The organism is Pyxidicoccus sp. M15 (assembly GCF_056858435.1).
Genome location: NZ_CM166495.1, coordinates 10,225,142 through 10,246,329 on the forward strand (window position 1 = coordinate 10,225,142; position 21,188 = coordinate 10,246,329).

Annotated in this window: 20 protein-coding genes; 9 read left to right on the forward strand and 11 right to left on the reverse strand. The window is 72.8% G+C overall.

Annotated features, from left to right (window positions below):
• Positions 1 to 25: 25 nt before the first annotated feature.
• From mnhG to ACX9TP_RS37650, 7 genes are read right to left on the reverse strand one after another with little or no spacing between them, the layout of a single operon-like run.
• Positions 26 to 445, reverse strand: coding sequence for a monovalent cation/H(+) antiporter subunit G (gene mnhG, locus ACX9TP_RS37620; protein ID WP_482975486.1), 420 nt, complete (start codon positions 443 to 445; stop codon positions 26 to 28).
• Complete coding sequence (locus ACX9TP_RS37625; RefSeq protein WP_482975487.1) at positions 442 to 729, reverse strand: MrpF/PhaF family protein; 288 nt, start codon at positions 727 to 729, stop codon at positions 442 to 444. The genes mnhG and ACX9TP_RS37625 overlap by 4 nt, the downstream gene beginning before the upstream one ends.
• Entirely contained in the window at positions 726 to 1,196 is a 471-nt protein-coding gene (locus ACX9TP_RS37630) for a Na+/H+ antiporter subunit E (protein ID WP_482975488.1), read from the reverse strand. The genes ACX9TP_RS37625 and ACX9TP_RS37630 overlap by 4 nt, the downstream gene beginning before the upstream one ends.
• Positions 1,196 to 2,683, reverse strand: coding sequence for a proton-conducting transporter transmembrane domain-containing protein (locus tag ACX9TP_RS37635; protein WP_482975489.1), 1,488 nt, complete (start codon positions 2,681 to 2,683; stop codon positions 1,196 to 1,198). The genes ACX9TP_RS37630 and ACX9TP_RS37635 overlap by 1 nt, the downstream gene beginning before the upstream one ends.
• The gene (locus tag ACX9TP_RS37640; RefSeq protein ID WP_482975490.1) at positions 2,680 to 3,027 is read right to left on the reverse strand and encodes a Na+/H+ antiporter subunit C; all 348 of its coding nucleotides are present in this window, start codon (positions 3,025 to 3,027) and stop codon (positions 2,680 to 2,682) included. Before ACX9TP_RS37640 ends, ACX9TP_RS37635 begins: the two co-directional genes overlap by 4 nt.
• 3 nt (positions 3,028 to 3,030) lie before the next feature.
• Positions 3,031 to 3,450, reverse strand: coding sequence for a Na+/H+ antiporter subunit B (locus ACX9TP_RS37645; RefSeq protein ID WP_482975491.1), 420 nt, complete (start codon positions 3,448 to 3,450; stop codon positions 3,031 to 3,033).
• Positions 3,447 to 5,750, reverse strand: a complete 2,304-nt coding sequence (locus ACX9TP_RS37650) for a putative monovalent cation/H+ antiporter subunit A (RefSeq protein ID WP_482975492.1) — start codon at positions 5,748 to 5,750, stop codon at positions 3,447 to 3,449. Before ACX9TP_RS37650 ends, ACX9TP_RS37645 begins: the two co-directional genes overlap by 4 nt.
• Before the next feature lie 296 nt (positions 5,751 to 6,046).
• Here ACX9TP_RS37650 and ACX9TP_RS37655 point away from each other — a divergent pair, with 296 nt between their 5' ends.
• The 6 genes from ACX9TP_RS37655 (at position 6,047) to ACX9TP_RS37680 (ending at position 12,603) form a co-directional block, all read left to right on the forward strand.
• Positions 6,047 to 6,946 carry a universal stress protein gene (locus tag ACX9TP_RS37655; protein ID WP_482975493.1) on the forward strand — a complete coding sequence of 300 codons (900 nt, stop codon included), beginning with the start codon at positions 6,047 to 6,049 and terminating at the stop codon, positions 6,944 to 6,946.
• A gap of 184 nt (positions 6,947 to 7,130) precedes the next feature.
• Positions 7,131 to 9,242: an ATP-binding protein gene (locus tag ACX9TP_RS37660; protein WP_482975494.1), complete on the forward strand. Its 2,112-nt coding sequence runs from the start codon at positions 7,131 to 7,133 to the stop codon at positions 9,240 to 9,242.
• Positions 9,232 to 10,605: a sigma-54-dependent transcriptional regulator gene (locus ACX9TP_RS37665; RefSeq protein WP_482975495.1), complete on the forward strand. Its 1,374-nt coding sequence runs from the start codon at positions 9,232 to 9,234 to the stop codon at positions 10,603 to 10,605. Before ACX9TP_RS37660 ends, ACX9TP_RS37665 begins: the two co-directional genes overlap by 11 nt.
• Before the next feature lie 89 nt (positions 10,606 to 10,694).
• Positions 10,695 to 11,225 (forward strand): OmpA family protein, encoded by a 531-nt coding sequence (locus tag ACX9TP_RS37670; protein ID WP_482975496.1) that lies wholly within the window; start codon positions 10,695 to 10,697, stop codon positions 11,223 to 11,225.
• Between the two features lie 26 nt (positions 11,226 to 11,251).
• Positions 11,252 to 12,064 carry a DUF3014 domain-containing protein gene (locus tag ACX9TP_RS37675; RefSeq protein ID WP_482975497.1) on the forward strand — a complete coding sequence of 271 codons (813 nt, stop codon included), beginning with the start codon at positions 11,252 to 11,254 and terminating at the stop codon, positions 12,062 to 12,064.
• Positions 12,061 to 12,603, forward strand: a complete 543-nt coding sequence (locus tag ACX9TP_RS37680; RefSeq protein ID WP_482975498.1) for a MarR family winged helix-turn-helix transcriptional regulator — start codon at positions 12,061 to 12,063, stop codon at positions 12,601 to 12,603. Before ACX9TP_RS37675 ends, ACX9TP_RS37680 begins: the two co-directional genes overlap by 4 nt.
• A gap of 1 nt (position 12,604) precedes the next feature.
• On the opposite strand, the gene ACX9TP_RS37685 is transcribed toward ACX9TP_RS37680, so the two are convergent.
• From ACX9TP_RS37685 to ACX9TP_RS37700, 4 genes are all read right to left on the reverse strand, one after another.
• Positions 12,605 to 13,786: a GNAT family N-acetyltransferase gene (locus ACX9TP_RS37685; RefSeq protein WP_482975499.1), complete on the reverse strand. Its 1,182-nt coding sequence runs from the start codon at positions 13,784 to 13,786 to the stop codon at positions 12,605 to 12,607.
• Between the two features lie 50 nt (positions 13,787 to 13,836).
• Complete coding sequence (locus tag ACX9TP_RS37690) at positions 13,837 to 14,271, reverse strand: cereblon family protein (RefSeq protein ID WP_482975500.1); 435 nt, start codon at positions 14,269 to 14,271, stop codon at positions 13,837 to 13,839.
• A 69-nt stretch (positions 14,272 to 14,340) separates the two neighbouring features.
• Complete coding sequence (locus ACX9TP_RS37695) at positions 14,341 to 14,868, reverse strand: FHA domain-containing protein (RefSeq protein WP_482975501.1); 528 nt, start codon at positions 14,866 to 14,868, stop codon at positions 14,341 to 14,343.
• Positions 14,869 to 14,904: 36 nt separating this feature from the next.
• The gene (locus tag ACX9TP_RS37700) at positions 14,905 to 16,437 is read right to left on the reverse strand and encodes a GspE/PulE family protein (RefSeq protein ID WP_482975502.1); all 1,533 of its coding nucleotides are present in this window, start codon (positions 16,435 to 16,437) and stop codon (positions 14,905 to 14,907) included.
• On the opposite strand from ACX9TP_RS37700, the gene ACX9TP_RS37705 reads away from it, so the two are divergent.
• The 3 genes from ACX9TP_RS37705 to ACX9TP_RS37715 are packed head-to-tail and all read left to right on the forward strand — an operon-like array spanning position 16,436 to position 21,034.
• Positions 16,436 to 16,711, forward strand: coding sequence for a hypothetical protein (locus ACX9TP_RS37705; RefSeq protein WP_482975503.1), 276 nt, complete (start codon positions 16,436 to 16,438; stop codon positions 16,709 to 16,711). The genes ACX9TP_RS37700 and ACX9TP_RS37705 overlap by 2 nt on opposite strands.
• Positions 16,701 to 19,673 carry an ATP-binding protein gene (locus ACX9TP_RS37710; protein ID WP_482975504.1) on the forward strand — a complete coding sequence of 991 codons (2,973 nt, stop codon included), beginning with the start codon at positions 16,701 to 16,703 and terminating at the stop codon, positions 19,671 to 19,673. The genes ACX9TP_RS37705 and ACX9TP_RS37710 overlap by 11 nt, the downstream gene beginning before the upstream one ends.
• On the forward strand, positions 19,670 to 21,034 hold the full coding sequence (locus ACX9TP_RS37715; RefSeq protein ID WP_482975505.1) for a sigma-54-dependent transcriptional regulator: 1,365 nt from the start codon (positions 19,670 to 19,672) through the stop codon (positions 21,032 to 21,034). The genes ACX9TP_RS37710 and ACX9TP_RS37715 overlap by 4 nt, the downstream gene beginning before the upstream one ends.
• Positions 21,035 to 21,188: the final 154 nt, after the last annotated feature.

Below are 21,188 nucleotides of genomic sequence, written 5' to 3' on the forward strand. Positions count from 1 at the left end.
ACCAGCCCCGCCATCGCCGCGACCCTCAGTCGCCAGGAGTGGCAGGTGGCTCCGCGCGTTCTGGCGGAACGGGCCGGACGGGCGTGTGGAGCGCGGGAGTCCCTCCGGGCACCTCCGCGCCCCGCCCGAAGCGCTCCCGGAGCTCGTCCGTCTCCGTCCTGAACAGGGACACGTGAAGGCTGTAGCCCGCGCGTGCCAGCAGGTGGGCGGCCACTGGCGCGGTGAGGCAGAGGAAGGCGACCACCGAGAGGGCCCGGGTGGCCACCTCCGCATCCTCGAAGTACACCGCCGTGCCCAGCAGCAGCAGTCCCGCGCCCGCCGTCCCGCTCTTGGCCGCCGCCTGCATGCGGCAGAAGAGGTCCGGCAGGCGCACCAGGCCCAGCGCCGCGATGACCATGAACAGGGCTCCCGACAGCAGGAGCCCACCGCCAAGCCACGCCATCATCGGGCCCTCATCCGCTCGAGGTAGCGCGCCACCGCCACCGTGCCCAGGAAGGAGATGAGCGCGATACCGGCGGCCACGCGCAGCAGGTGCGGCTCCCGGGTATACACGCTGTAGACGGCCGTCATGCCGATGGTCAGCACGCCCATCGCATCCAGCGCCACCACCCGGTCGGGCGCGGTGGGGCCACGCACCAGCCGCACGAAGACGAGGGCCATCGCCAGGGTGAGCAGCCCCAGGGTGACCTCCAGCAACAGGGTGAAGGCGGGCGAGTCCGGCGCGCTCATCGCAGCAACTCCAGGATGCGCCGCTCGAAGCCGTGCTTGATGTCGCGGCGCACCGCCTCGGGGTCCGCGGCGTACATGGCATGGATGTAGAGGGTGCGCCGGTCGCTGGAGACATCCAGCGCGAGCGTGCCCGGCGTGAGGCTCACCACCAGCGCCAGGAAGGTGATTTCCCCGGGGGTGCGCGCGTCCAGCGGAATCCCGACCACCGCCGGTTTCATCCGGTGGGTGGGCGTGAGCACGTCGTAGGAGATGCGCAGCGTGGCGGCGGCCAGTGCCCTGATGAAGAAGAGCACGAAGCCCACGAGCTGCCGGACTCGCGAGAAGTAGGCGTTGCGCTCGGCCACCGTGGGCGAGGCCCAGAGGACGAAGTAGCCCAGCACGAACCCCACGAGCAGGTTGCTCACCTTGAACTCGGTGATGGCGGCCCAGCCCACCGCCAGCGCCACGTTGCCGAGCAGCATCTTCATCACCCACCTCCCCGCGCCGCGAGGATGTAGCCCTCGGGGGACAGCAGCTGCTCGGCGGCGCGCGTGAGCAGCCCGAAGGCGGGCCCGGGCAGGAGCCCCAGCCACAACACCCCCACCGCGAGCGCCCCCACCGGCACCACGAGCGAGCGCGGCAGCGGCGGCGTGCCCGCGAGCACGGGCGCGGGCGGCGCCTTCCAGAAGACCTCGGCCCATATCTTCGTCATGGAGAAGAGCGTCAGCACGCTCACCGTGAGCGCCACCGCCACGGTGACGTAGCGCTCCTGCGCGAGCGCCTCGCGCACCAGCGCCAGCTTGGCGAAGAACCCCGAGGACGGGGGCAGGCCCGCCAGCGCCAGGGCGAAGATGGCGAAGAGCAGCGCCACCCCCGGGCTCGAGACGTAGAGCCCCCCGAGCGCCTTCAAGTCGTAGGTGCCCCGCAGCCGGTGCGTCAGCCCGCTGACGAGGAAGAGGCTCGACTTCACCAGCCCGTGGTGGAGGATGAAGAAGAGCGCCCCGGCCAGGCCCTGCGGCGCGAAGAGCGCGAGCCCCAGCAGCATGTAGCCCACCTGGCTGATGGAGTGGAACGCGAGGATGCGCCGGAAGTCGTACTGCGAGGCCGCCCCCAGCACGCCCGTCACCATCGTCAGTGAGGCGATGACCATCAGCACCGGCTGGAAGAAGGCGAAGTCATGGGCGAGCAGCAGCGAGAAGACGCGGATGAGGGAGTAGATGCCCACCTTGGTGAGCAGGCCGGCGAAGAGCGCCGTCACCGCCATGGGCGGCGTGTGGTAGCTGGCCGGCAGCCAGAAGAAGAACGGGAAGAGGGCCGCCTTGAGGCCGAAGGCCGCCAGCAGGAGCACCGCCACCGCCGCCACCGTACCCGGCCGGGGCGTCTGCGGCAGCTTCTGCGCCAGGTCCGCCAGGCTCAGCGTGCCCGTCAGCCCGTAGAGCAGCCCCACCGCCGCGAGGAACAGCGCCGAGGCGAGCAGGTTGAGGGTGACGTACTTCACCGCGCCCTCTATCTGCGGCCGCTCACCGCCCAGCGCCAGCAGCGCGAAGGAGGCGATGAGCAGCACCTCGAACCAGACGTAGAGGTTGAAGAGGTCCCCGGTGAGGAAGGCGCCACACACGCCCATCAGCAGCACGTGCACGAAGGCGTCGTAGCCGAACGCCTTGCGCCGCGCGTCCAGGCCCGTCATGGAATAGACGCTCACCGCCAGCCCCAGCACCCCCGCGAGCACCACCAGCACCGCGCTGAAGAGGTCCGCCACCAGGCTGATGGCGAACGGGTACGGCCAGTGGCCCACCTGCACCACCTGGATGCCCTCGCGCTCGACGCGTGCGAGCAGCGCGAGCGCCGCCGCCAGCAGCAGCGCCGCGCCCAGGGTGCTCACCGCCTGCCGGCCCCGGGGGCTCTTCCCGAGCAGCAGCGTGGTGGCCGCGGTGGCCAGGGGGATGACCAGCGGGAGGACCGGCAGCTGCGTCATCGGTCTGTGTCCTCGAGCGAGTCGAGGTCCGCCGACCCCGTCACCTGGTGGGCCCGGTGCAGCAGCGTCACGGTGAAGGCCAGGAGCCCGAAGCTGATGACGATGGCGGTGAGCACCAGCGCCTGCGCCAGCGGATCCGCCGTGGGGCCCTCCGGCGCCAGGGCGCCCTCCGGGACGATGGGAGGCCGGCCCCGCCGCAGCCTGGCCGCGGTGAAGATGAGCAGGTTGGCCGCGTGCGACAGCAACGCCAGCCCGAGGATGAGCCGCATCAGGTTGCGCCGCAGCATCAGGTAGATGCCCGCGGCGTAGAGACAGCCAATCACCAGCGCCAGGAGGATGCTCATCCGCTACACCTCCGCCAGCGAGAGCACGAAGGTGAGCGCCACCCCCGTGACGACCAGGTAGACGCCCAGGTCGAAGAGCAGCGGCGTGCCCAGGGCCAACGGCCCCAGCCCCAGCGGCCGCACTTCCACCCAGGCGCTGGTGAGGAAGGGCCCGCCCCACAGCAGCGGCGGCAGCACCCCGGTCCCCAGCGCCAGCAGCAGCCCCAGGGCCATGAGCGTGGAGGGCGAGAAGCGCAGCGCCCGGCGCGCCGAGGCCACGTCGTAGGCAATGGCGTGCAGGGTGAAGGCGGCCGCGGCGACGAGGCCTCCGGCGAAGCCGCCACCGGGCTCGTCGTGCCCGCTCACCAGCAGGAAGAACGAGTAGAGCAGCAGCAACGGCTGGAGCACCCGCGTGGTGGTGGAGAGGATGAGCGAGGAGCTCATGGCGGCACCCTCCGGGAGGGAAGCAACTTGAGCAGCGCGTGCACCCCCAGCGCCGCCACCGCGAGCACGGTGATTTCCCCCAGGGTGTCGAGCGCCCGGAAGTCGGTGAGGATGACGTTGACCACGTTGTGGCCGTGCGCCTGGGGGACGCTCTGCTCGAGGTAGAACGTGGAGAGGGTGGGATGCGGCGGTGGGTTGGCGGCGAAGAGCGCGAGCAGCCCCATCGTCCCTCCGACCCCCACCGCCAGCGCCCCGTCGCGCAGGCGCACCGCCGTGCTGGAGAAGCGCGTGTAGCGTGGCAGGTGCAGCAGCGCGAGCAGGAACACCACGACGGTGAGCGCCTCGACGATGGCCTGGGTGAGCGCGAGGTCCGGCGCGCCGAAGAAGAGGAAGAGCAGCGCCACCCCGAAGCCCACCGTGCCCAGCGCCGCCACAGCGGCCAGCCGCGAGCGCGCCCGCGCGGCGAGCCCCGCGGCCAGCACGGTGAGCAGCGCCACGCCCGCGTCCGCCACGTCCACCCCGCCCGTGGTGGGCGGCAGCGCGAAGGCGTCCCCGCGAACCGCCAGCGTATAGCCGAGCAGCCCGAAGGTGGCCCCCAGCACCAGCAGGATGTAGCGGCTGGTGTCCCCGGACTGGAGCACCCGCGTCTGCCACAGGGCCACCGCGTTGAGCCCCGCGAGGAAGCGGTCGAAGTCCCACGCCGCCCGCACCGCCGGGGGACAGAGCGCGGCCGCCACCCCGCGCACGCGCTCGCGCCCCACGAACACCGCCGCGCCGGCGGCGAGGCTGAGCGCGCTCAGGCCGAGCGCGGGAGTGAAGCCGTGCCAGAGGGACAGCTTCACCGGCTCCAGCCCGGGCTGGAGCGCCTCGCCCGCGGAGTCGAGCAGGGGCGACAGCAGCCCGGGTGCGAGGCCGAAGACGAGCCCCAGCGAGGCGAGCAGCAGCGGCGGCCCCCAGAGTCCTGGTGGGGCCTCGTGCGGAGCCTTGGGAGGGCTTCCGGGGCCGCCGAGGAAGGGACGCGCGCCCACCAGCCCCGCCGCGGCCACCAGCAGGGCGAAGGCGAGGAGCGAAGCGGCGGTGACGAGCGCGGCGGAGCCCGACGCGTGGAGCACCGACTCATAGACGAGCTCCTTGCCGATGAAGCCGAAGACGGGGAGCACGCCCGCCATGCCCAGGGCGGCCAGCGCCGCCGCCGTGGTGGTGAGCGGCATCGCGCGGCGCAGCCCGCTCAAGCGCCCCACGTCGCGGGTGCCCGTCTCGTGGTCCACCCCCCCGGCGACGAGGAAGAGCGCGCCCTTGTAGAGCGCGTGCGCCAGCAGGTACGCGAGCGCCGCCCGCAGCGCCGCGGACGTCCCCACTCCCAGCAGCATCACCAGCAACCCGAGCACGCCGAGGGTGGCCTGGGCCAACAGCCGCTTGAGGTCCACCTCGGCGAGCGCCCGTGCCGCGCCCCACAGCATGGTGGCTCCGCCCACCAGCGTCAGCAGCAGCCCCCAGGGGGCTGTGCCGCCCAGGGCCGGGTGGAGGCGCATCAGCAGGTAGATGCCCGCCTTCACCATCGTCGCGGAGTGGAGGTAGGCGCTCACCGGGGTGGGCGCCTCCATGGCCCCCGGGAGCCAGGGGTGGAAGGGCACCTGGGCGGACTTGGTGAAGGCGCCCGTGAGCACCAGCAGCAGCGCGGGCAGGTAGAGCGGATGGGCGCGCAGCGACTCACCCCGCTCCACCAGCGCGGACAGCTCGAAGCTGCCGCCCATGGCCGCCAGCAGCAGCAGCCCCACCAGGAGCGCCTGCCCTCCGGCGACCGTCACCAGCAGGGCCTGCAGCGCGGAGCGGCGGGCCTGGGGCCGCTCGTGGTCGAAGCCCACCAGCGCATAGGAGCTCAGGCTGGTGAGCTCCCAGCAGATGAACAGCGCGAGCAGGTTGTCCGCGACGACCACCCCGAGCATCGCGGACATGAACAGGAAGAGGTAGCCGTAGAAGCGCCCCAGCTGCGCGTGCCCCTCCAGGTAGTACGCCGCGTAGAGCGTCACCAGGGCGCCAATGCCGGTGATGAGCAACGCGAACAGCAGCGCCAGTCCGTCCAGGCGGAAGGACAGCCAGAGGTCCAGTTGCGGCGCCCACGCCCGCCGCTCGGTGAGGGGCGCTCCCGACGTGACGGACGGGAGCACGCGCGCGAAGGCCACGAAGGCGCCCAGCGGCAGCAGCATCAACGCCCGGCCCGCCAGCCGCGGGGCGAGCCGAACGCCCCAGGGAGCGAGGAGCGCCGCGCAGAAACCGCCAATGACGAGTGCCGTAATCATGGCCGCCGGGGTGTCGCGGGCCTCCTCGCCACGAGAGCCCGGGACTCGACCACATCTCCCAGGCGGCACGCGCCGGGCGGGCGGGGCCCGGGCCAGGGAGCGTCACTTCCACACAGTTCTCCAGGAGCCCCGTCCGCGGGAGGACACCCCGCGCGTACCGGCGGGCGGTGCCCTCCGCCCTCCAACCAGCCTGACGCGGCCCGGAGGTCGTTGAATCTCACGCAGAGGGTGCGGAGCATGAAGGTGAGCGGGCCCACCGCGACGGGGGCACCAGGGGAGCGGCGATGGACAACCACTTGGAACCTCGACAGGAGTCCTCGCCCGTCGCACGGCCCCACGCCTCGCGGGGCCTGCGCGAGGTGGCCGTGGTAGCCATGTCCGCGCACGCGTCGCTCGCCGTTGACAGGGCCGGCCTGCTGCACCTGGCGCCCGAGGCTCGCGTGGCCCTCCTCCTGAGGCAGGGTGAGGACCTCAAGGGAGTGCTGGGCGACTCCGCCCGGAAGCTGGCGTCGCGGCTGCACGCGCTGGGAGGCGAGCTCACCCTCATCCGGCGCCCCGCGGAGGACGACCTGACGGCGGCCATCGAGTGTGAGCGCGAGCAGGCGGGGTTGGAGCTCGTCGCCATCACCCGCGAGCCGAGGGGGCGGCTGGCGCGCCTGCTCGGCACCACGCCCGAGCAACTCGCCCGCTCCGGGCGTGCGCCGGTCCTGGTCATCCAGCACCCGGCGAGGCAGGCCTACCAGCGCATCGTGGTCGGCCTCGACTACTCCAAAACTTCACATGAAGCCCTGGCGTTGGCGCTCCGCCTGAAGACGCCAGAGACCGGGCCCGTGGACGTGGTCCATTGCCATGACACCAGCTACGCGCTCGTGCTGCGCCAGGAGGGCGTGTCCTCCGAGCGTTTGATGGCCTACTACCAGGAAGAGCACGCCCGGTCCGAGGCCACGCTGCGCGGCTTCCTGGAGCCCTACCTGGAGCAGGGAGCGCGACTTCACGCCCGGGTGATATCGGGAGACCCCCGGGTCGAGCTCGAGCGCTCCGCGCGCGAACAGGGGGCGGAGCTCCTGGTGATTGGCAGGCGTGCCAGGCAGGGACTGGGCCACAGGCTGATGGGCAGCGTCGCCGAGGCGTGCCTGCGGCGGGCGGAGTGCGACGTCCTCATCGTCCAGGAAGCGAAGCACCTGCCTCCACGGTGAGGGGGGCCCGGCGCGCTGCCAGGCAGCCTGGCGCACCCGGCCGGGGCGGGCGGATGCCGCCCGGGCCCTGGCAAAGTGCCAGTCGGGTCTGGCGTTTTACGACGGCGTCGGGCCGCCTGGAGGTCCGCCGCACCCGGGAACGGCTGGCATCCGCCTTGCGTTGTGGGGGCGCTGGATTCCACGGATGCACCGCCCCCTCGTCCCCATCCTCCTGCTGTTGATGGCCCTGGCCAGCGTGGCGGGCGGTGCCGTGTGGTTCATCCAGCGGGACCGCCAGGCGCTCGTCGAGCAGTTCGGCCAGGAGCGGCGTGCCCAGCTGGAGGAGGCCGCCCGCGGCGTCTCCAAGTCCCTGGAGGACCTGGGGGACAACCTGCGCTTCGCGAGCGAGCTGCTCGCCCAGCCGGGCTCCGCCGAGGACCACCGCCGCGAGCTGCGCGCCCTGCTGGAGGCCGTGGGCCAGTACCGCGCCATCGCCGTGCTCGGGCCGGAGGGTGGCGAGCTGCTCACCCTGGTGGACCACCGGGCCCGCCACCTGCCGGCCGATGCCGTCCGCCCCCCGGCCCTGGCGGACACCGCGCGCCAGGCGCTCACGGCGCCGCCAGGCAGCATCGTCGCATCCCACCCGCTCGGCTCCTCCGCCTCGGGGTGGATGCGCGTGTTCGCCACCCCCATCCCCACCGACGCGGCCGGGGGCGGAGGTGCCGTCGCCATCCTCGTGGACACCGAGCCCCTCTTCGCGCCGCTGCGCCTGGTGACGGTGGACGAGAACACCCGGCTGCTGCTGCTCGGCGTCCACGGCACGCCCGCTCCCATGAGCGACCCGACCCTGGCGTCCTGGTACGCGCGCCTGGAGGCGGCCGGGAGCCCGCACGTGCCCGGCCTGCGGACGCTGGTGGAGCGCATGCGCGGCGGCGGGTCCGGAACGCTGCGGCTCGACGAGGCCGAGGCGGACCGGCTCGGCCTGGGGGCCGCCGACGTGGTGGCCACCTTCATGCCCCTGCGCATGAGCGGCGAGTCCTCCTGGTCCGTGGCCACGTTCTCCTCCACGCGGGCGCTGCGCACCCATGAGCGCACCCTCGTCCTGCGCCTGTCCCTGGCGGCGCTCCTCATCGCCGTCTTCCTGGTGACGTTCGGCGCGTACGTCGTGCTCGCCAACCGCCGCGCCGTGCAGCTGCGCGAGAGCCGCCGCCACGCCGCCCAGCTCGCGCACCTGCATGAGAAGACGCAGAAGATTCTCGACCACATCCCCACCGGCGTCCTCGCCCTGAGCCACGAGGGCCACATCAGCGCGGTGAACCAGGCCCTCCGCTCGCGGCTGCCCGCCACCGTGCTGGGCAGCAGCCTCGCCGAGGCCTTCCCGGCCGCGCCCGCCCCCGTGGTGCAGCGGCTGGAGGCCCTGGTGACGTCCGCGCGCGAGGGTGGTGGCGTGCGCAGCCTGCATGGCGAGCCGCTCAGCCTCTTCAGCGAGAAGGGGCAGTACAACGTCCACGCCGTGCCTCTGGAGCACGGGGATGGCGAGGTCCGCTCCCTGCTCGTGCTGGAGGACCTGAGCAACGTGCGCATGCTGGAGGACCAGCTGCTGCGCGCGGAGAAGCTGGCCACGGTGGGCGTGCTCGCCGCGGGCGTGGCCCACGAGATTGGCACGCCCCTGGGCATCATCCGCGGCCACGCCGAGTACATGCTCCAGAAGGCCGGCGGGGCGGACCAGCCCCGGAGCCGGGGCCTCGGCGCCATCGTCACCCAGATTGACCGCGTCAGCCGCATCATCCGCCAGCTGCTGGACCTCTCGCGCCTCCAGCCCGCCAGGGCCCGCGCCATCTCGCTCGCCCCCGTGGTGCGCGGTCTCCAGGAGCTGCTCCAGGTGGAGGCGGAGCGACGGCGCATCCGGTTCGAGGTCGACGTACCCGAGCGGCTCCCCGCCCTGGCGGCCGACGTGGACCAGCTCCAGCAGGTGCTGCTCAACCTCACCCTCAATGCCTGCGACGCGTGCAGCGCCGGAGGCTCCGTGCGGCTGAGCGCGGGCGAGGGAGCGGACGCGGCGGGCATGGTGGAGGTGCGAATCCAGGACGATGGCCGCGGCATCGCCCCGGAGCACCTGCACCAGGTGTTCGACCCCTTCTTCACCACCAAGAAGCGGGGCCAGGGCACGGGCCTTGGCCTCACCATGGTGGCGCAGATTGTCCGCAACCACGGAGGCCACGTGGAGGTGGACAGCAAGCCCGGCCTGGGCACCCTCGTCACGCTGCGGTGGCCCGTGGCCACCGTCCCCGGTTGGGAGGAGCGACATGCCGTCTAGCGCACGCATCCTCGTGGTGGATGACCACGAGGAGATGGGACAGATGCTGGAGGAGCCACTCCGGGACGCCGGCTTCCGGGTGGACCTGGCGACGGGCGGGGCGGACGCCATCGCCCAGCTCCGCGCCCGCCTCTACGACGTGGTGCTGTGTGACCTGCGCATGGAGGACGTGGACGGGATGGACGTGCTCGCGGCGGCGCGCAAGCTGGACCCCGAGCTACCGGTGCTCCTGATGACCGCCTTCGGCGCGGTGGAGAGCGCGGTGGAGGCGATGAAGCGCGGCGCGTACCACTACCTCACCAAGCCCTTCCGACTGGACGAGGTGCTCCTCTACGTCGGGCGCGCGGTGGAGGAACGGCGCCTGCGCGCCGAGCACCGCGACCTCAAGCGCCAGGTGGCGGACCGCAGCGGCCTGGGCTCGCTCATCGGCCGGAGCACGGCCATGCAGTCCCTCTACGCGCTCGTCGAGCGCGTGGCCCATTCCGGGGCCGCGGTGCTGGTGCGCGGAGAGAGCGGCAGCGGCAAGGAGCTCGTCGCCCGGGCCCTGCACTCGGAGGGGCCGCGACGCGCCGGCCCCTTCGTGGCGGTCAACTGCACGGCGCTGCCCCATGCGCTGCTGGAGAGCGAGCTGTTCGGTCACCTCAAGGGGGCCTTCACCGGCGCCACCACGGCGCGCCGGGGCCTCTTCGTCGAGGCGGACGGCGGCACGCTCTTCCTCGACGAGATTGGCGACATGCCCGCCGAGCTCCAGGCGAAGCTGCTGCGCGTGCTGGAGGACGGCGAGGTGCGGGCGGTGGGCGCGGACGGCTCGCGCAGCGTGGACGTGCGCGTCATCGCCGCCACCCACCAGGACCTGGAGGCCCGGGTGAAGGAGGGGCGCTTCCGGGCGGACCTCTTCTACCGGCTCAACGTGGTGTCGCTGCGGATTCCGCCGCTGCGTGAGCGGCCCGAGGACATCCCGATGCTCGTCGAGCACTTCGTGGCCCGGGCGCGCACCCGCAACCCGCGCTCCCCCGTCACCACGCTGGCCCCCGACGCAGTGGCCGTGCTCGCGCGCATGCCGTGGGCCGGCAACGTGCGCGAGCTGGAGAACCTCATCGAGCGCCTCGTCGTGCTCGGAACCCAGCCCACCGTGGACCTGTCGCTCCTGCGGCATCACGCCTCCGGGGGGGCCGTGGAGCCCCACCCCCTGGCCATGGCCCACGAGCAGGTGGTGCCGCTGCGGCAGCTCGAGAGCGAGTACATCGCCTGGGTGCTTGCCCGCTGCGGAGGCAACAAGACGCGCGCGGCGGAGCTGCTGGGGATTGACGTCTCCACCATCCACCGGCGGGAGCGCGCCGACCCCGGCGTTTCGCAACGCTAGGACGCCGCGCTTTGCCAGACCCGGAGGAGGCGATGCGCCCCTCTCCCGAGGGCGGCTCGCGCGGCATGGGGCTTGCTCAACCACAAGGCATGCCCCGCACCCTCCTCTGTCTCCTCCTGACGGCCGGCCTCGTCGGTTGTGCGAGCCGCGCCGCCAACAGCTCCACCTCCCCCACGGGCCCCGCCCAGGCCGCGCCCTCGCCCACGGCTCTGCGGCCCGACGCGGCCTCCCGCCCGGCCGCCGATGAGGCGGACCCCGAAGCGCTCCTGGCACTCACCGCCGCGCCCATCTACTTCTCGCTCGACTCCGCCACGCTCGCGCCCGAGGCGCGTGACGCGCTGGAGGGCGTCGCCCAGGCCCTGCACCAGCGCACGCTCGCGAAGGTGACGGTGTCGGGCCACAGCTGCGAGCTGGGCACCACCGAGTACAACATCGCGCTGGGGCAGCGCCGCGCCGACATCGTGCGCGCCTACCTCGTGCGCCTGGGCGTCGAGCCCCAGCGCATCTCCGTCGTGTCCTATGGCGAGGAGCGGCCGATGGACATGAGCGCCCCGGAGAAGAACCGCCGCGCCGAGCTCTCGTTCCGTCAGGCCGAGCAGGCCCACGCGGGCGAGCTGTAGCCCTCCCTCCCCGCCTGAGAGCGCCCATGAACACCCCCGAGAACGCGTCCCCGCCGTCGCCCGCCCCGCCCCCCCGCTCCTCGCGCGGCCCCCTGGTAGCGGGCTCCCTGGTCCTGGTGTTGCTCGTCGGAGGCGTGGCCACGTACCTGATCCGCGCGTCCGAGCCGCCGCCCGCGCCCGCTCCGGTACCCGAGCAGGCGGCCCCCGTCGCGGCCGTCCCCGCCCCGCCCGCGGTGCAGCTGTCCGGCACCGACCCGCGCGTGAGGGAGCTCCTGGGTGGGCTCTCCAGCGACGCGGACTTCCTGCGCTGGCTGTCCGCGGAGGACCTGCCCCGTCGCTTCACCGCCGCGACGAACCTCGTCGCCGAGGGACAGAGCCCGCGGACGCCGCTGTCCTTCATGGCGCCCGCCGGGGCCTTTCGCGTCGTGAAGCGCGCCGGGCGCACCGTCATGGCGCCGGAGAGCGCGGCCCGCTACGACGGCGTCGTCCGGGCCCTGACCTCGGTGGACGTGAAGGGCGTCCAGCGAGTGTACCAGGAGCTCGAGCCGCTGCTGGACGCGGCCCACGCGGAGATGGCCCCGCCCGGGCGGAGCCTGAAGCAGGCCCTGGCCCAGGCCATCGGCAGGCTCACCCGCGTCGAGGTTCCTCGCGGCCCCGTGGAGCTCACCCCGAAGGGCGCGCTCTACGTCTATGCGGACCCGCGCCTGGAGGCCCTCGGCGACGCCGAGAAGCACCTGCTGCGCATGGGGCCGGAGAACATGCGCAAGGTGCAGGCGAAGCTCTCCGAGCTGGCCGGCGCCCTGGGACTCCCCTCTTCCGAGCAGGCGCACCAGCCATGACTGCTGAAGACTCGGTGAGCCAGGCCCCGCCCACGAAGGAGAGGCGTGTCGCCAGGGCCCGGTTCTCGGGCCCCGCGCTCACGCCGACAGACCTGGGCGAGGTGCTGGAGTTCATGCGGCTGCTGTGGGCGGTGTCCCAGGGGCTGATTACCGCCTCGAAGGGGATGGAGGCCGCGCTGGGGCTGACGGACCTCCAGCGACTGGTGCTCCAGCTGGTGGAGCAGTCCCCCGGCACCACCGCCACCCGGCTCGCGCGCGTCCTCCACGTCCACCCCAGCACCCTCACCGGCGTGGTGAAGCGGCTGGTGAAGCGGGGCTACCTCATGCGCCAGGAGGACCCGGGAGACATGCGCCGGACGCTGCTCTTCGTGGCCGGGCCGGGACGCGCGCTGGACGTCCCCACCACGGGCACCGTCGAGGCCGCCACCCAGCGGCTGCTCCTGCGCATGCCGTCGGAGTCCCTGGCGGAGGCGCGGGAGCTGCTCACCGCGCTCGCCGAGGAGCTGCACCGCGCGGACGCACCCACCGACGGGCGCTGACTCAGAACATGTCGCGGAGGGTCGGCTGCGGGCCGGAGAACAGGGACACCGCGGTGCGCACCGTGGCGTCATCCGCCTCCAGCAGGCCCGCCATCCGCAGCGTCTCCGCGGACTGGTAGCCCGTGTAGAGCGGGGACAGGCCCTTCACATGCAGCCGCAGGCTCCCGTCTCCGCCCTTCCGCACGCGCGCCGCGCCGTCCGAGACTTCCAGCACGAAGCGCCCGTGGTTCTCCGGGAACAGGTCGTCCTCCACCTCCAGGTGGAGCGTCCCGGACAGCCCCACCGGCCAGCCGCGCGCCTCCAGGGCCTTCGCCACGTCCAGCACCCGCACCATCCAGTGCATGTCCAGCTTCACCGTGTACGTCTGCTCGCGCAGATGCAGGAGCAGCGGGTCATCCGCCCCGCCGTACCAGACGGCCTCCGTCGCCAGGGAGCGGTGGTCGCCCAAAAAGCTCAGGATGCGCCGCGCCGCCGCGGGCGTGTTCGCCACCACGTCCGACAGGATGAGCTCCTGCTTCCACCCCGCCAGTGACTTGCGCACGACGAACAGGTGCCCCTCCACGCCGGAGGCGCCCTCCACGAGGTAGCCCGAGGCCGTTCCGTCGCGCGGGGCATACACACGGCTCCACACGTAGGGCCCCCGGGCCAGCCAGCCCTGCCGCGCCTGGGCGAAGCGCTGGTAGTTCGCGGCGATGGCCGCCTCGTCCTTCTCCTCCACGGGCCGCAGCGACAGGGTGCGCTCGCTCACGTCCAGCATGGGCACCTGGAGGCGCACCTCGTACCGCGCGCCGGAGTGCTCGTAGCCCACGCGCCGGTAGAGCGGCTGCGTGGCGGGATAGAGCGTGGACAGCGGAGCGCCCGTCGCGCGGGCCTCGCGCAGCACGTTGCGCATCATCCGGGTGGCGGTGCCCTGGCCGCGGTGCACCGGAGACACGCCCACGCCGCCGATGCCAATGATGGGCACGTTGCGCCCGCCGTACCACTGGCCCATGGGAATGAAGACGAGCGTCCCCGCGACACGGCCGCCCTCGCGCATCAGCCGCAGGCTGGATGCCCCCACGCGCTGTGTCCAGGTGGTCGCCGCCGCCGGCGCCATCGCATACGACTGCACCATGATGTCCGCGGCCGCCGCCAGCTCCTGCTCGTCTCGCGGAGACCCGTAGTCCCCAGGTGTCGTGTCCATGTGCATCCCCTCCCGATGCGTGCCGTTGCGCTCCTGGGTGCGTAGCACGCTCAGGATGGCAGGGTCAGCCTGTCCAGCAGCAGCCCGAAGAAGTCCCCGTCGCCGCGAAACGCCCAGCCCAGGTGCGCGCCACAGGCGGCGCAGTGCGCCACCTGCCACGCGTATCCGGGGAACCACGTAGCCTCGGCCGTGGGCGGCCCGTCCACGGCGCAGCCCTCCGCCTGCGCGAAGCAGCCGAAGTGGAAGACGATGCCGAACGGGTTGACGCGCGTGTGACGGTGCCGGCCGTTGACGGGGATGCGGTGGCGCTCGCGTGTCACGGGATGGCCACAGCGCGCGCAGCACAGGGGTGCGTCCGGCTCGCGCGTCTCCAGGGACTCCTCGGCCTTCGCCTCCGGCGCCCCGGGCTCACCGGACGTCGTGCCCTTGAGCCACCCCGCCTCCGCGAGGTGCCGTGCGCTCCCGTGTCCGGCCGCCTGCATCATTCCCTCCGGTCCATGCTTCTCAGGTAGCCCCGGTGCGCTGGGAACGGGAGGGGCCCCGGGCCCGGAGTCTCACGGGGCCAGGCGCTGCAGCTTCGCGTAGAAGGACGGCGCGAGCAGGTAGGCGAACGTCGCATCGCCGAAGCCCAGCAGGTCGCCGTCCCGCACGTGCAGCTCGCCGCCCGGCGACAGCTCCTTCGCATTGATGAAGGTGCCGTTGCTCGACTTCAAGTCCACCAGGGTGCAGCCCGCCGCGGGGCCGTGCCAGCACAGCTGCGCGTGGCGCTTGGAGACGGAGGGCTCGTTGACCACCAGGTCGCAGTCCGGCTGGCGGCCCACGGTGAGCACGTCCTGCCCGCCCATTGGCGGCAGCGTGGCCACGGTGAGCGCGTCGAAGTGCAGCCAGAGGGCCACCTGCTGCCGCTCCAGGCTGGGAATGTCGCGCGCCATCGTCGTGCGGGCCGCGCCCATCTTCAGCGCGAGCTGCGCCATCACCGGGCTGGGCGGCTTCTGCACCAGCACGAAGGGGCCCACCTGCCGGCAGAAGAACGGCTCCGTCAGCCGCCTGCTCAGCGCTCGCAGTTCCTGGACGGTCAGCATGGCCTGGTCCCCCACCCTCGTTTCGAGGCCGGCATCCTACCCGGCGTCCTGTTCCTCGTCGCGGGTGGACAGGATGTGGCGGTACGGAACCACGCGCACCAGCTCCGCGAGCGTCGTCGTGCGAGCGGACACCTTGTCCAGCGCGTCCTCCACCAGCGTGCGCAGCCCGTGCGCTCGCGCGTGGCGGCGCAGCTCCACGGTGGGCGCGCCCCGGGCGATGAGCTCCTGGAGGTCCGGGTCCACCAGCAGCAGCTCGAAGATGCCCAGGCGTCCCTTGTAGCCGGTGTGGTGGCACGCCTCGCAGCCCCTGCCCGCGTGCGGCTGAACGCCCTTCAGCAGCCGGCCGAGGAGCGCCTCCTGCTCGGCGGTGGGCGCGACGGGCTCCACGCACTGCTCGCAGATGCGGCGCACCAGCCGCTGGGCCAGCACCGCCAGCAGCGAGTCGCTGATGTCCACGTCGTCCAGCTTCAGCCCGCGCAGCCGCGCCACCGCGCCCACCGCGTCCGCGGTGTGCAGCGTGCCCAGCACCACGTGGCCGGTGGATGCCGCGGTGAGGGCCATGCTGCCCGTCTCCAAATCCCGCACCTCCCCCACCAGCATGACGTTGGGGTCCTGGCGAAGCATGGCGCGCAGCAGCGTCGCGTGCGGCATCTGCTGCGTCACCTGCTTCTGGTTCACCTTGGGGACGTAGTACTCGATGGGGTCCTCGGCGGTGATGATCTTCCTGCGGCCGTCATTGAGCCGGGCCAGCGCCGAGTACAGCGTCGTCGTCTTGCCGCTGCCCGTGGGCCCGGTGACGAGCACCAGCCCCTCCGGGTTGGACAGCAATTGGAGGAAGAGCGTCTGCATGGCCGGGGACATGCCCAGCTTCTCCACGGGGACCAGGCCCACGCTGGAGTCGAGGATGCGGATGACCACGTCCTCGCCCACGGGGCTGGGCACCACGCTGACGCGGTAGTCCACCAGCTTGCGCCCGTCGGAGCCCTCCAGGAGCGCGCGGAAGCGGCCGTCCTGCGGGCGGCGGCGCTCGGTGATGTCCATCCCGGCGAGCAGCTTGATGCGGCTGACCACCTCCGGCAGCGAGCGCGGGTCGATGTCCGTGTACGACTGGTGGAGGATGCCGTCGATGCGATAGCGCAGGTCCACGTCGTCGAAGTAGCCCTCGACGTGGATGTCGGACGCCTTCAATTCCACCGCGGTGGCGAGCACGTGGTCCACCAGCTCCACGGCGGACGGGCTCTCGGACAACGGCACGCGGGCCTTGAGCGTGAGGTCCGCGGTGATGCGGGGCCCCGCGCCGAAGCCCACCTCCAGCGCGGACTCCACCTCGTAGTGGTTGAGGTGGACGGGCTGGAGCGGGCGCCGGAGGAAGTCGGTGATGAGCTCGAGGATGACGCGGTTGTCCGGCTGGACCATGCCCACCGTCACCGGCGTGGCGTGCGCGGCCGGGTCCACGCGGCCCAGCACCACCACCTTGTTGCGCCGGCAGAAGGACTCCGGGAGCAGCCGGAGCGAGGGACGGTCCAACGTGAATTGGGAGAGCTCGGAGAAGGGAGGGACGTCCGCCATGTGCCTCCTGGATTATCAGCCCGGGCCGGGGGTGGGCTACCCGGCCGTCCCACCGCTGCTATCCTCGGAGGTCATGAAGCGCCCCTCCGAGCCCGACGCGCCGGCCATGCCGACGCTGCTCGTCTTCGCCATCGCGGTGCTCGTCTTCGGCTCCCCGCTGCGCCGGCTGTGGCTGGCGGAGGGCGCGCCCGGCTACCTGCCCTTCCTCGTCTGGCTGGGCGTCATCGCCCTGGGCGGCTGGGTGGCGCACCGGAGCGGCGGCCATGACGCTTGAGCTGGGCCCGCTCGTCGCGGCGTCCGTCGCGTACCTGCTCGTGCTCTTCCTGGTGGCGTACGCGGCCGAGCGGGGCGTCATCCCCGCGCGCATCACCCAGCACCCGCTCGTGTATTCGCTGGCGCTGGGCGTGTACGCCACGTCGTGGTCCTACTTCGGCAGCGTGGGGTACGCGGCGCGGCACGGCTTCCGCTACCTGGGCATCTACCTGGGCGTCACGCTGGCGTGCCTGCTGAGCCCCGTGCTGTGGCGCCCGCTGCTGCGGCTGACGCGTGAGCTGCAGCTCACGTCCCTGGCGGACGTGCTGGCCTACCGCTACCCGGGCCAGTCCACCGGCACGGCGGTGACGCTGTTCATGCTGGCCGGCAGCCTCCCCTACCTCGCGCTGCAGGTGCGCGCCGTCGTGGAGTCCGCGAAGGTGCTCAGCCCCTCCGCGTCGCCCACGCTGGTGGGCCTGGGCTTCTGCGCGGTGCTGACCGGCTTCTCCGTCCTCTTCGGCGCGCGGCACCTCACCCCGCGCGAGCGGCACGAGGGGCTGATGCTGGCCATCGCCTTCGAGTCCGCGGTGAAGGTGGTGGCGCTCATGGCCGTGGGCCTGTGGGCGGTGTCCTCCGTGTTCGGCGGCGTGGACGGGCTGTTGGCGTGGCTGGACGCGCACCCGGAGGCGGTGGACGGGCTCCAGCGGCCGGCCCGGGACGCGTCCTGGGCGCCGCTGCTGGTGCTGTCCTGCGCGGCGGCCTTCCTGACACCGCGCAGCTACCACGTGGCCTTCACCGAGGCCCCGGAGAAGGACGGCTGGGCCACCGCCACCTGGGCACTGCCCCTGCTGCTGCTGGTGATGAACCTGTTCGTGCCGGTGCTGCTGTGGAGCGGCGACGCGGTGGGGCTGCCCTGGCCCGCGGACTTCCACGTGCTGGGCGTGCCGGCGTCGCGCGGGGCCACGGGGCTGGCGCTGGTGGCCTTCCTGGGCGGCGTGTCCGCGGCGAGCGCCATGGTCATCGTCACCACGCTCGCGCTGGCACCCATGTGCCTCACGCACCTGGTGCTGCCGCTGGGCTACGCGCGCGGACAGCCGCACCTGTACGGATGGCTGCTGTGGGCGCGGCGGCTGCTCATCGCCATCATCATCCTCGCGGGCTACGGCTTCTACCGGCTGCTGGACGCGCGGAGCACGGGGCTGGTGGACCTGGGGCTGGTGTCCTTCGTCGCGGTGGCGCAGTTCGCGCCGGGCGTCCTCGGACTGCTCTTCTGGAAGCGCGGCACGCGGGCGGGGTTGCTCGCGGGGCTGGGCGTGGGCGCGGCCATGTGGGCGGTGACGCTGGTGATGCCGCTGTGGGCCTCGCCGGGCGTGGTGGCGTGGACGCGGCGCGTGGCGGGGCTGCTCGGCTTCCCCTCGGACGAGCCGTGGGGCTTCTCCACCTTCGCGTCGCTGACGCTCAACGTGCTGGCCTTCGTGGCGGTGTCGCTGGCCACGCGGCAGTCGGCGCGAGAGGCGGAGGCCGCGCGGGCCTGCACTCGCGAGGCGCCCGCGCTGGCCTCGGGCGGCGTGGTGGCGGGCTCGCCGGAGGAGTTCCGCCGCAGCCTGGCGCCGCTGCTGGGCAAGGAGGCCGCGGCGGCGGAGGTGGACCGGGCGCTGGCCTCGCTGGGCCTGCCCCCGGACGAGCGCCGGCCCGCGGAGCTGCGCCGGCTGCGCGACGGCGTGGAGCGGAACCTGTCGGGGCTCCTCGGTCCGGTGCTGGCACGGCTGACGGTGGAGGAGGCCCTGCGGCTGGAGCCGGGGGCGCGCACCGCGCTGGCGGAGCAGCTGCGCTTCGTGGAGGAGCGACTGCGGGATGCGCGCGGCATGCAGGACGGCCCCGTGCTCGCGCTGGAGGCGGTGCGGCGCTACCTGCGGCGCATCCTCGAGGACCTGCCGCTGGGCGTGTGCGCGGTGGGTCCGGATGGCGAGGTGGTCATCTGGAACGCGGCGCTGGAGCGGCTGGCCGGCGTGGAGGCGGGCGCGGTGCGGGGCCTCCTGCTCGCGGCGCTGCCGGGGCCCTGGGGCCCGCTGCTGTCCGGCTTCGCGGCGGGCGCCGAGGAGGACACGGAGGCGCGCGTCACCGTGGCGACAGGAGAGCGCGTGCTGCGGCTGCACCGCTCCCGGCTGTCGGCGGCGGAGGCGAGGGGCAGCGCCTCCGAGGGCATGGCGCTGCTGGTGGAGGACCTGACGGAGCGCAAGGCGGTGGACGCGCGGCTGGCGCACCAGGACCGGCTGGCCTCGCTGGGCCGGGTGGCGGCGGGCGTGGCGCACGAGATTGGCAACCCGCTGACGGCGATTGCCAGCCTGGCGCAGAACCTCAAGTACGAGCTGGACGACGCGCAGGCGGTGCGCGAGCGCGTGGGCCTCATCCTCCAGCAGTGCCAGCGCATCGACGCGATTGTCCGGGCGCTGGTGGGCTTCAGCCACGCGGGCACGGCGGGCGGCGAGGCGCGCCCCTTCACGCGCGTCGCGGTGTCCCCCCTGCTGACGGAGGCGGTACAGCTGGCGAGGCTGGCACGCGGCACGCGAAAGGACCGGGGGCTGCGCTTCGAGCACCGCTGTCCCGAGGGACTGGAGGTGCTGGGCGACGCGCAGCGACTGGAGCAGGTGCTGGTGAACCTGCTGACCAACGCCATCGACGCCTCGCCCGACGGCGCGGAGGTGGAGCTGGAGGCGGAGGCCGCCGATGGGCGCATCCACCTGCGGGTGCTGGACCGGGGGGCCGGGATTGCGCGCGAGCTCACGCAGCGCATCTTCGAGCCCTTCTTCACGACGAAGCAGCCGGGCGAGGGCACGGGGCTGGGGCTGGCGCTGGTGGCGGGAATCGTGCGGGAGCATGGAGGGGTCATGCAGGTGGACAGCCGCCCCGGGGGAGGCACTAGCGTGACGGTGAGCCTGCCGGAGCCGCTGGGAGCCCAGACCGGACGAGGAGCCCTGGCATGAGTCGCATCCTGGTCATCGAGGACGAGCCCATCATCCGCACGGAGCTGCGCCGCCTGCTGGTGCGCGCGGGGCACGACGTTTCCGAGGCGGGCAGCGTGCAGGAGGCGTCGGCCGACTACGCGCTGGACTCGTTCGAGCTGGTGCTGACGGACCTGCGGCTGCCGGGAGCGCCCGGGACGGATGTGATTGCGCTGTGCCCGGGCGTGCCGGTGCTCATCATGACGAGCTATGCCACGGTGAAGTCCGCGGTGGACGCGATGAAGCTGGGCGCGGTGGACTACATCGCGAAGCCGTTCGACCACGACGAGCTGCTGATGCAGGTGGAGCGGGTGCTGCGCGAGGGGAAGCTGGCGCGGCAGAACGCGGCGCTGAAGCGCGAGGTGGAGCAGGCGCACCCGGTGAGCGGCATGGTGGGGAGCTGCGCTGCGATGCGCGAGGTCTTCGAGCGCGTGCGCAAGGTGGCACCCTCTCCCGCCACCGTGCTGGTGCTGGGCGAGTCCGGCACGGGCAAGGAGCTGGTGGCCCGGGCGATTCACGCGCAGAGCCCGAGGACGGACGGGCCGCTGGTGGCGGTGAACTGCGCGGCGATTCCGGAGGGCCTGCTGGAGAGTGAGCTGTTCGGCCACGAGAAGGGCGCGTTCACAGGCGCGCAGACGGCACACGCGGGCCTCGTGGAGGCGGCGCACGGCGGCACGCTCTTCCTGGACGAGATTGGCGAGCTGCCCGCGCCCGCCCAGGCGCGGCTCTTGCGGATGTTGCAGGACGGCGAGGTGCGCCGGGTGGGCTCGACGCGGCCGCGCCGCGTGGACGTGCGAATCGTGGCGGCGACGCACCGGGACCTGCCGCGCCGCGTGCAGGAAGGGACGTTCCGACAGGACCTCTACTTCCGGCTGCGCGTGGTGGAGATAAGGCTTCCGCCACTGAGGGAGCGCGCAGAGGACCTTCCCGCGTTGGCGAAGCACCTGCTGGAAAAGGTGTGCCGGCAGCTCGGGCGCCCCGTGGCGACGTTCTCGACGGAGGCGATGGTGGCGATGACGTCGCATCCATGGCCGGGCAACGTGCGCGAGCTGGAGAACGCCATCGAGCGCGCGGTCATCCTCGCGGACGGGACGGTGGTGACGCCGGACCTGCTCGCGCTGGAGCTGCCGGGCGGCGGTGAGAGCGTGACACCGGAGGTCGTCGAGAGCGGTGTCGAGGAAGCGGGAGACTCGCCGGACTCGATGGAGGAGTACTTCCGCCGCTTCGTGCTGGAGCACCAGGACCACATGGGAGAGACGGAACTGGCGAAGCGCCTGGGCATCAGCCGCAAGGCGCTGTGGGAGAAGCGGCAGAAGCTCGGCATTCCCCGCACCCGCGCTTAGGGCGTCCGGAACTCGAAGGATGGGCCGGGCACGCGGATGGTGCTCGTCGACGAGCGCAACCTGAACTCCACCTCGAAGCCCGCTGGCGTGTAGGGGGCGTTGAGCCCGGAGATACAACACGCCTCTGGTCAACGGGAGCCCGGTGCGCTTATCC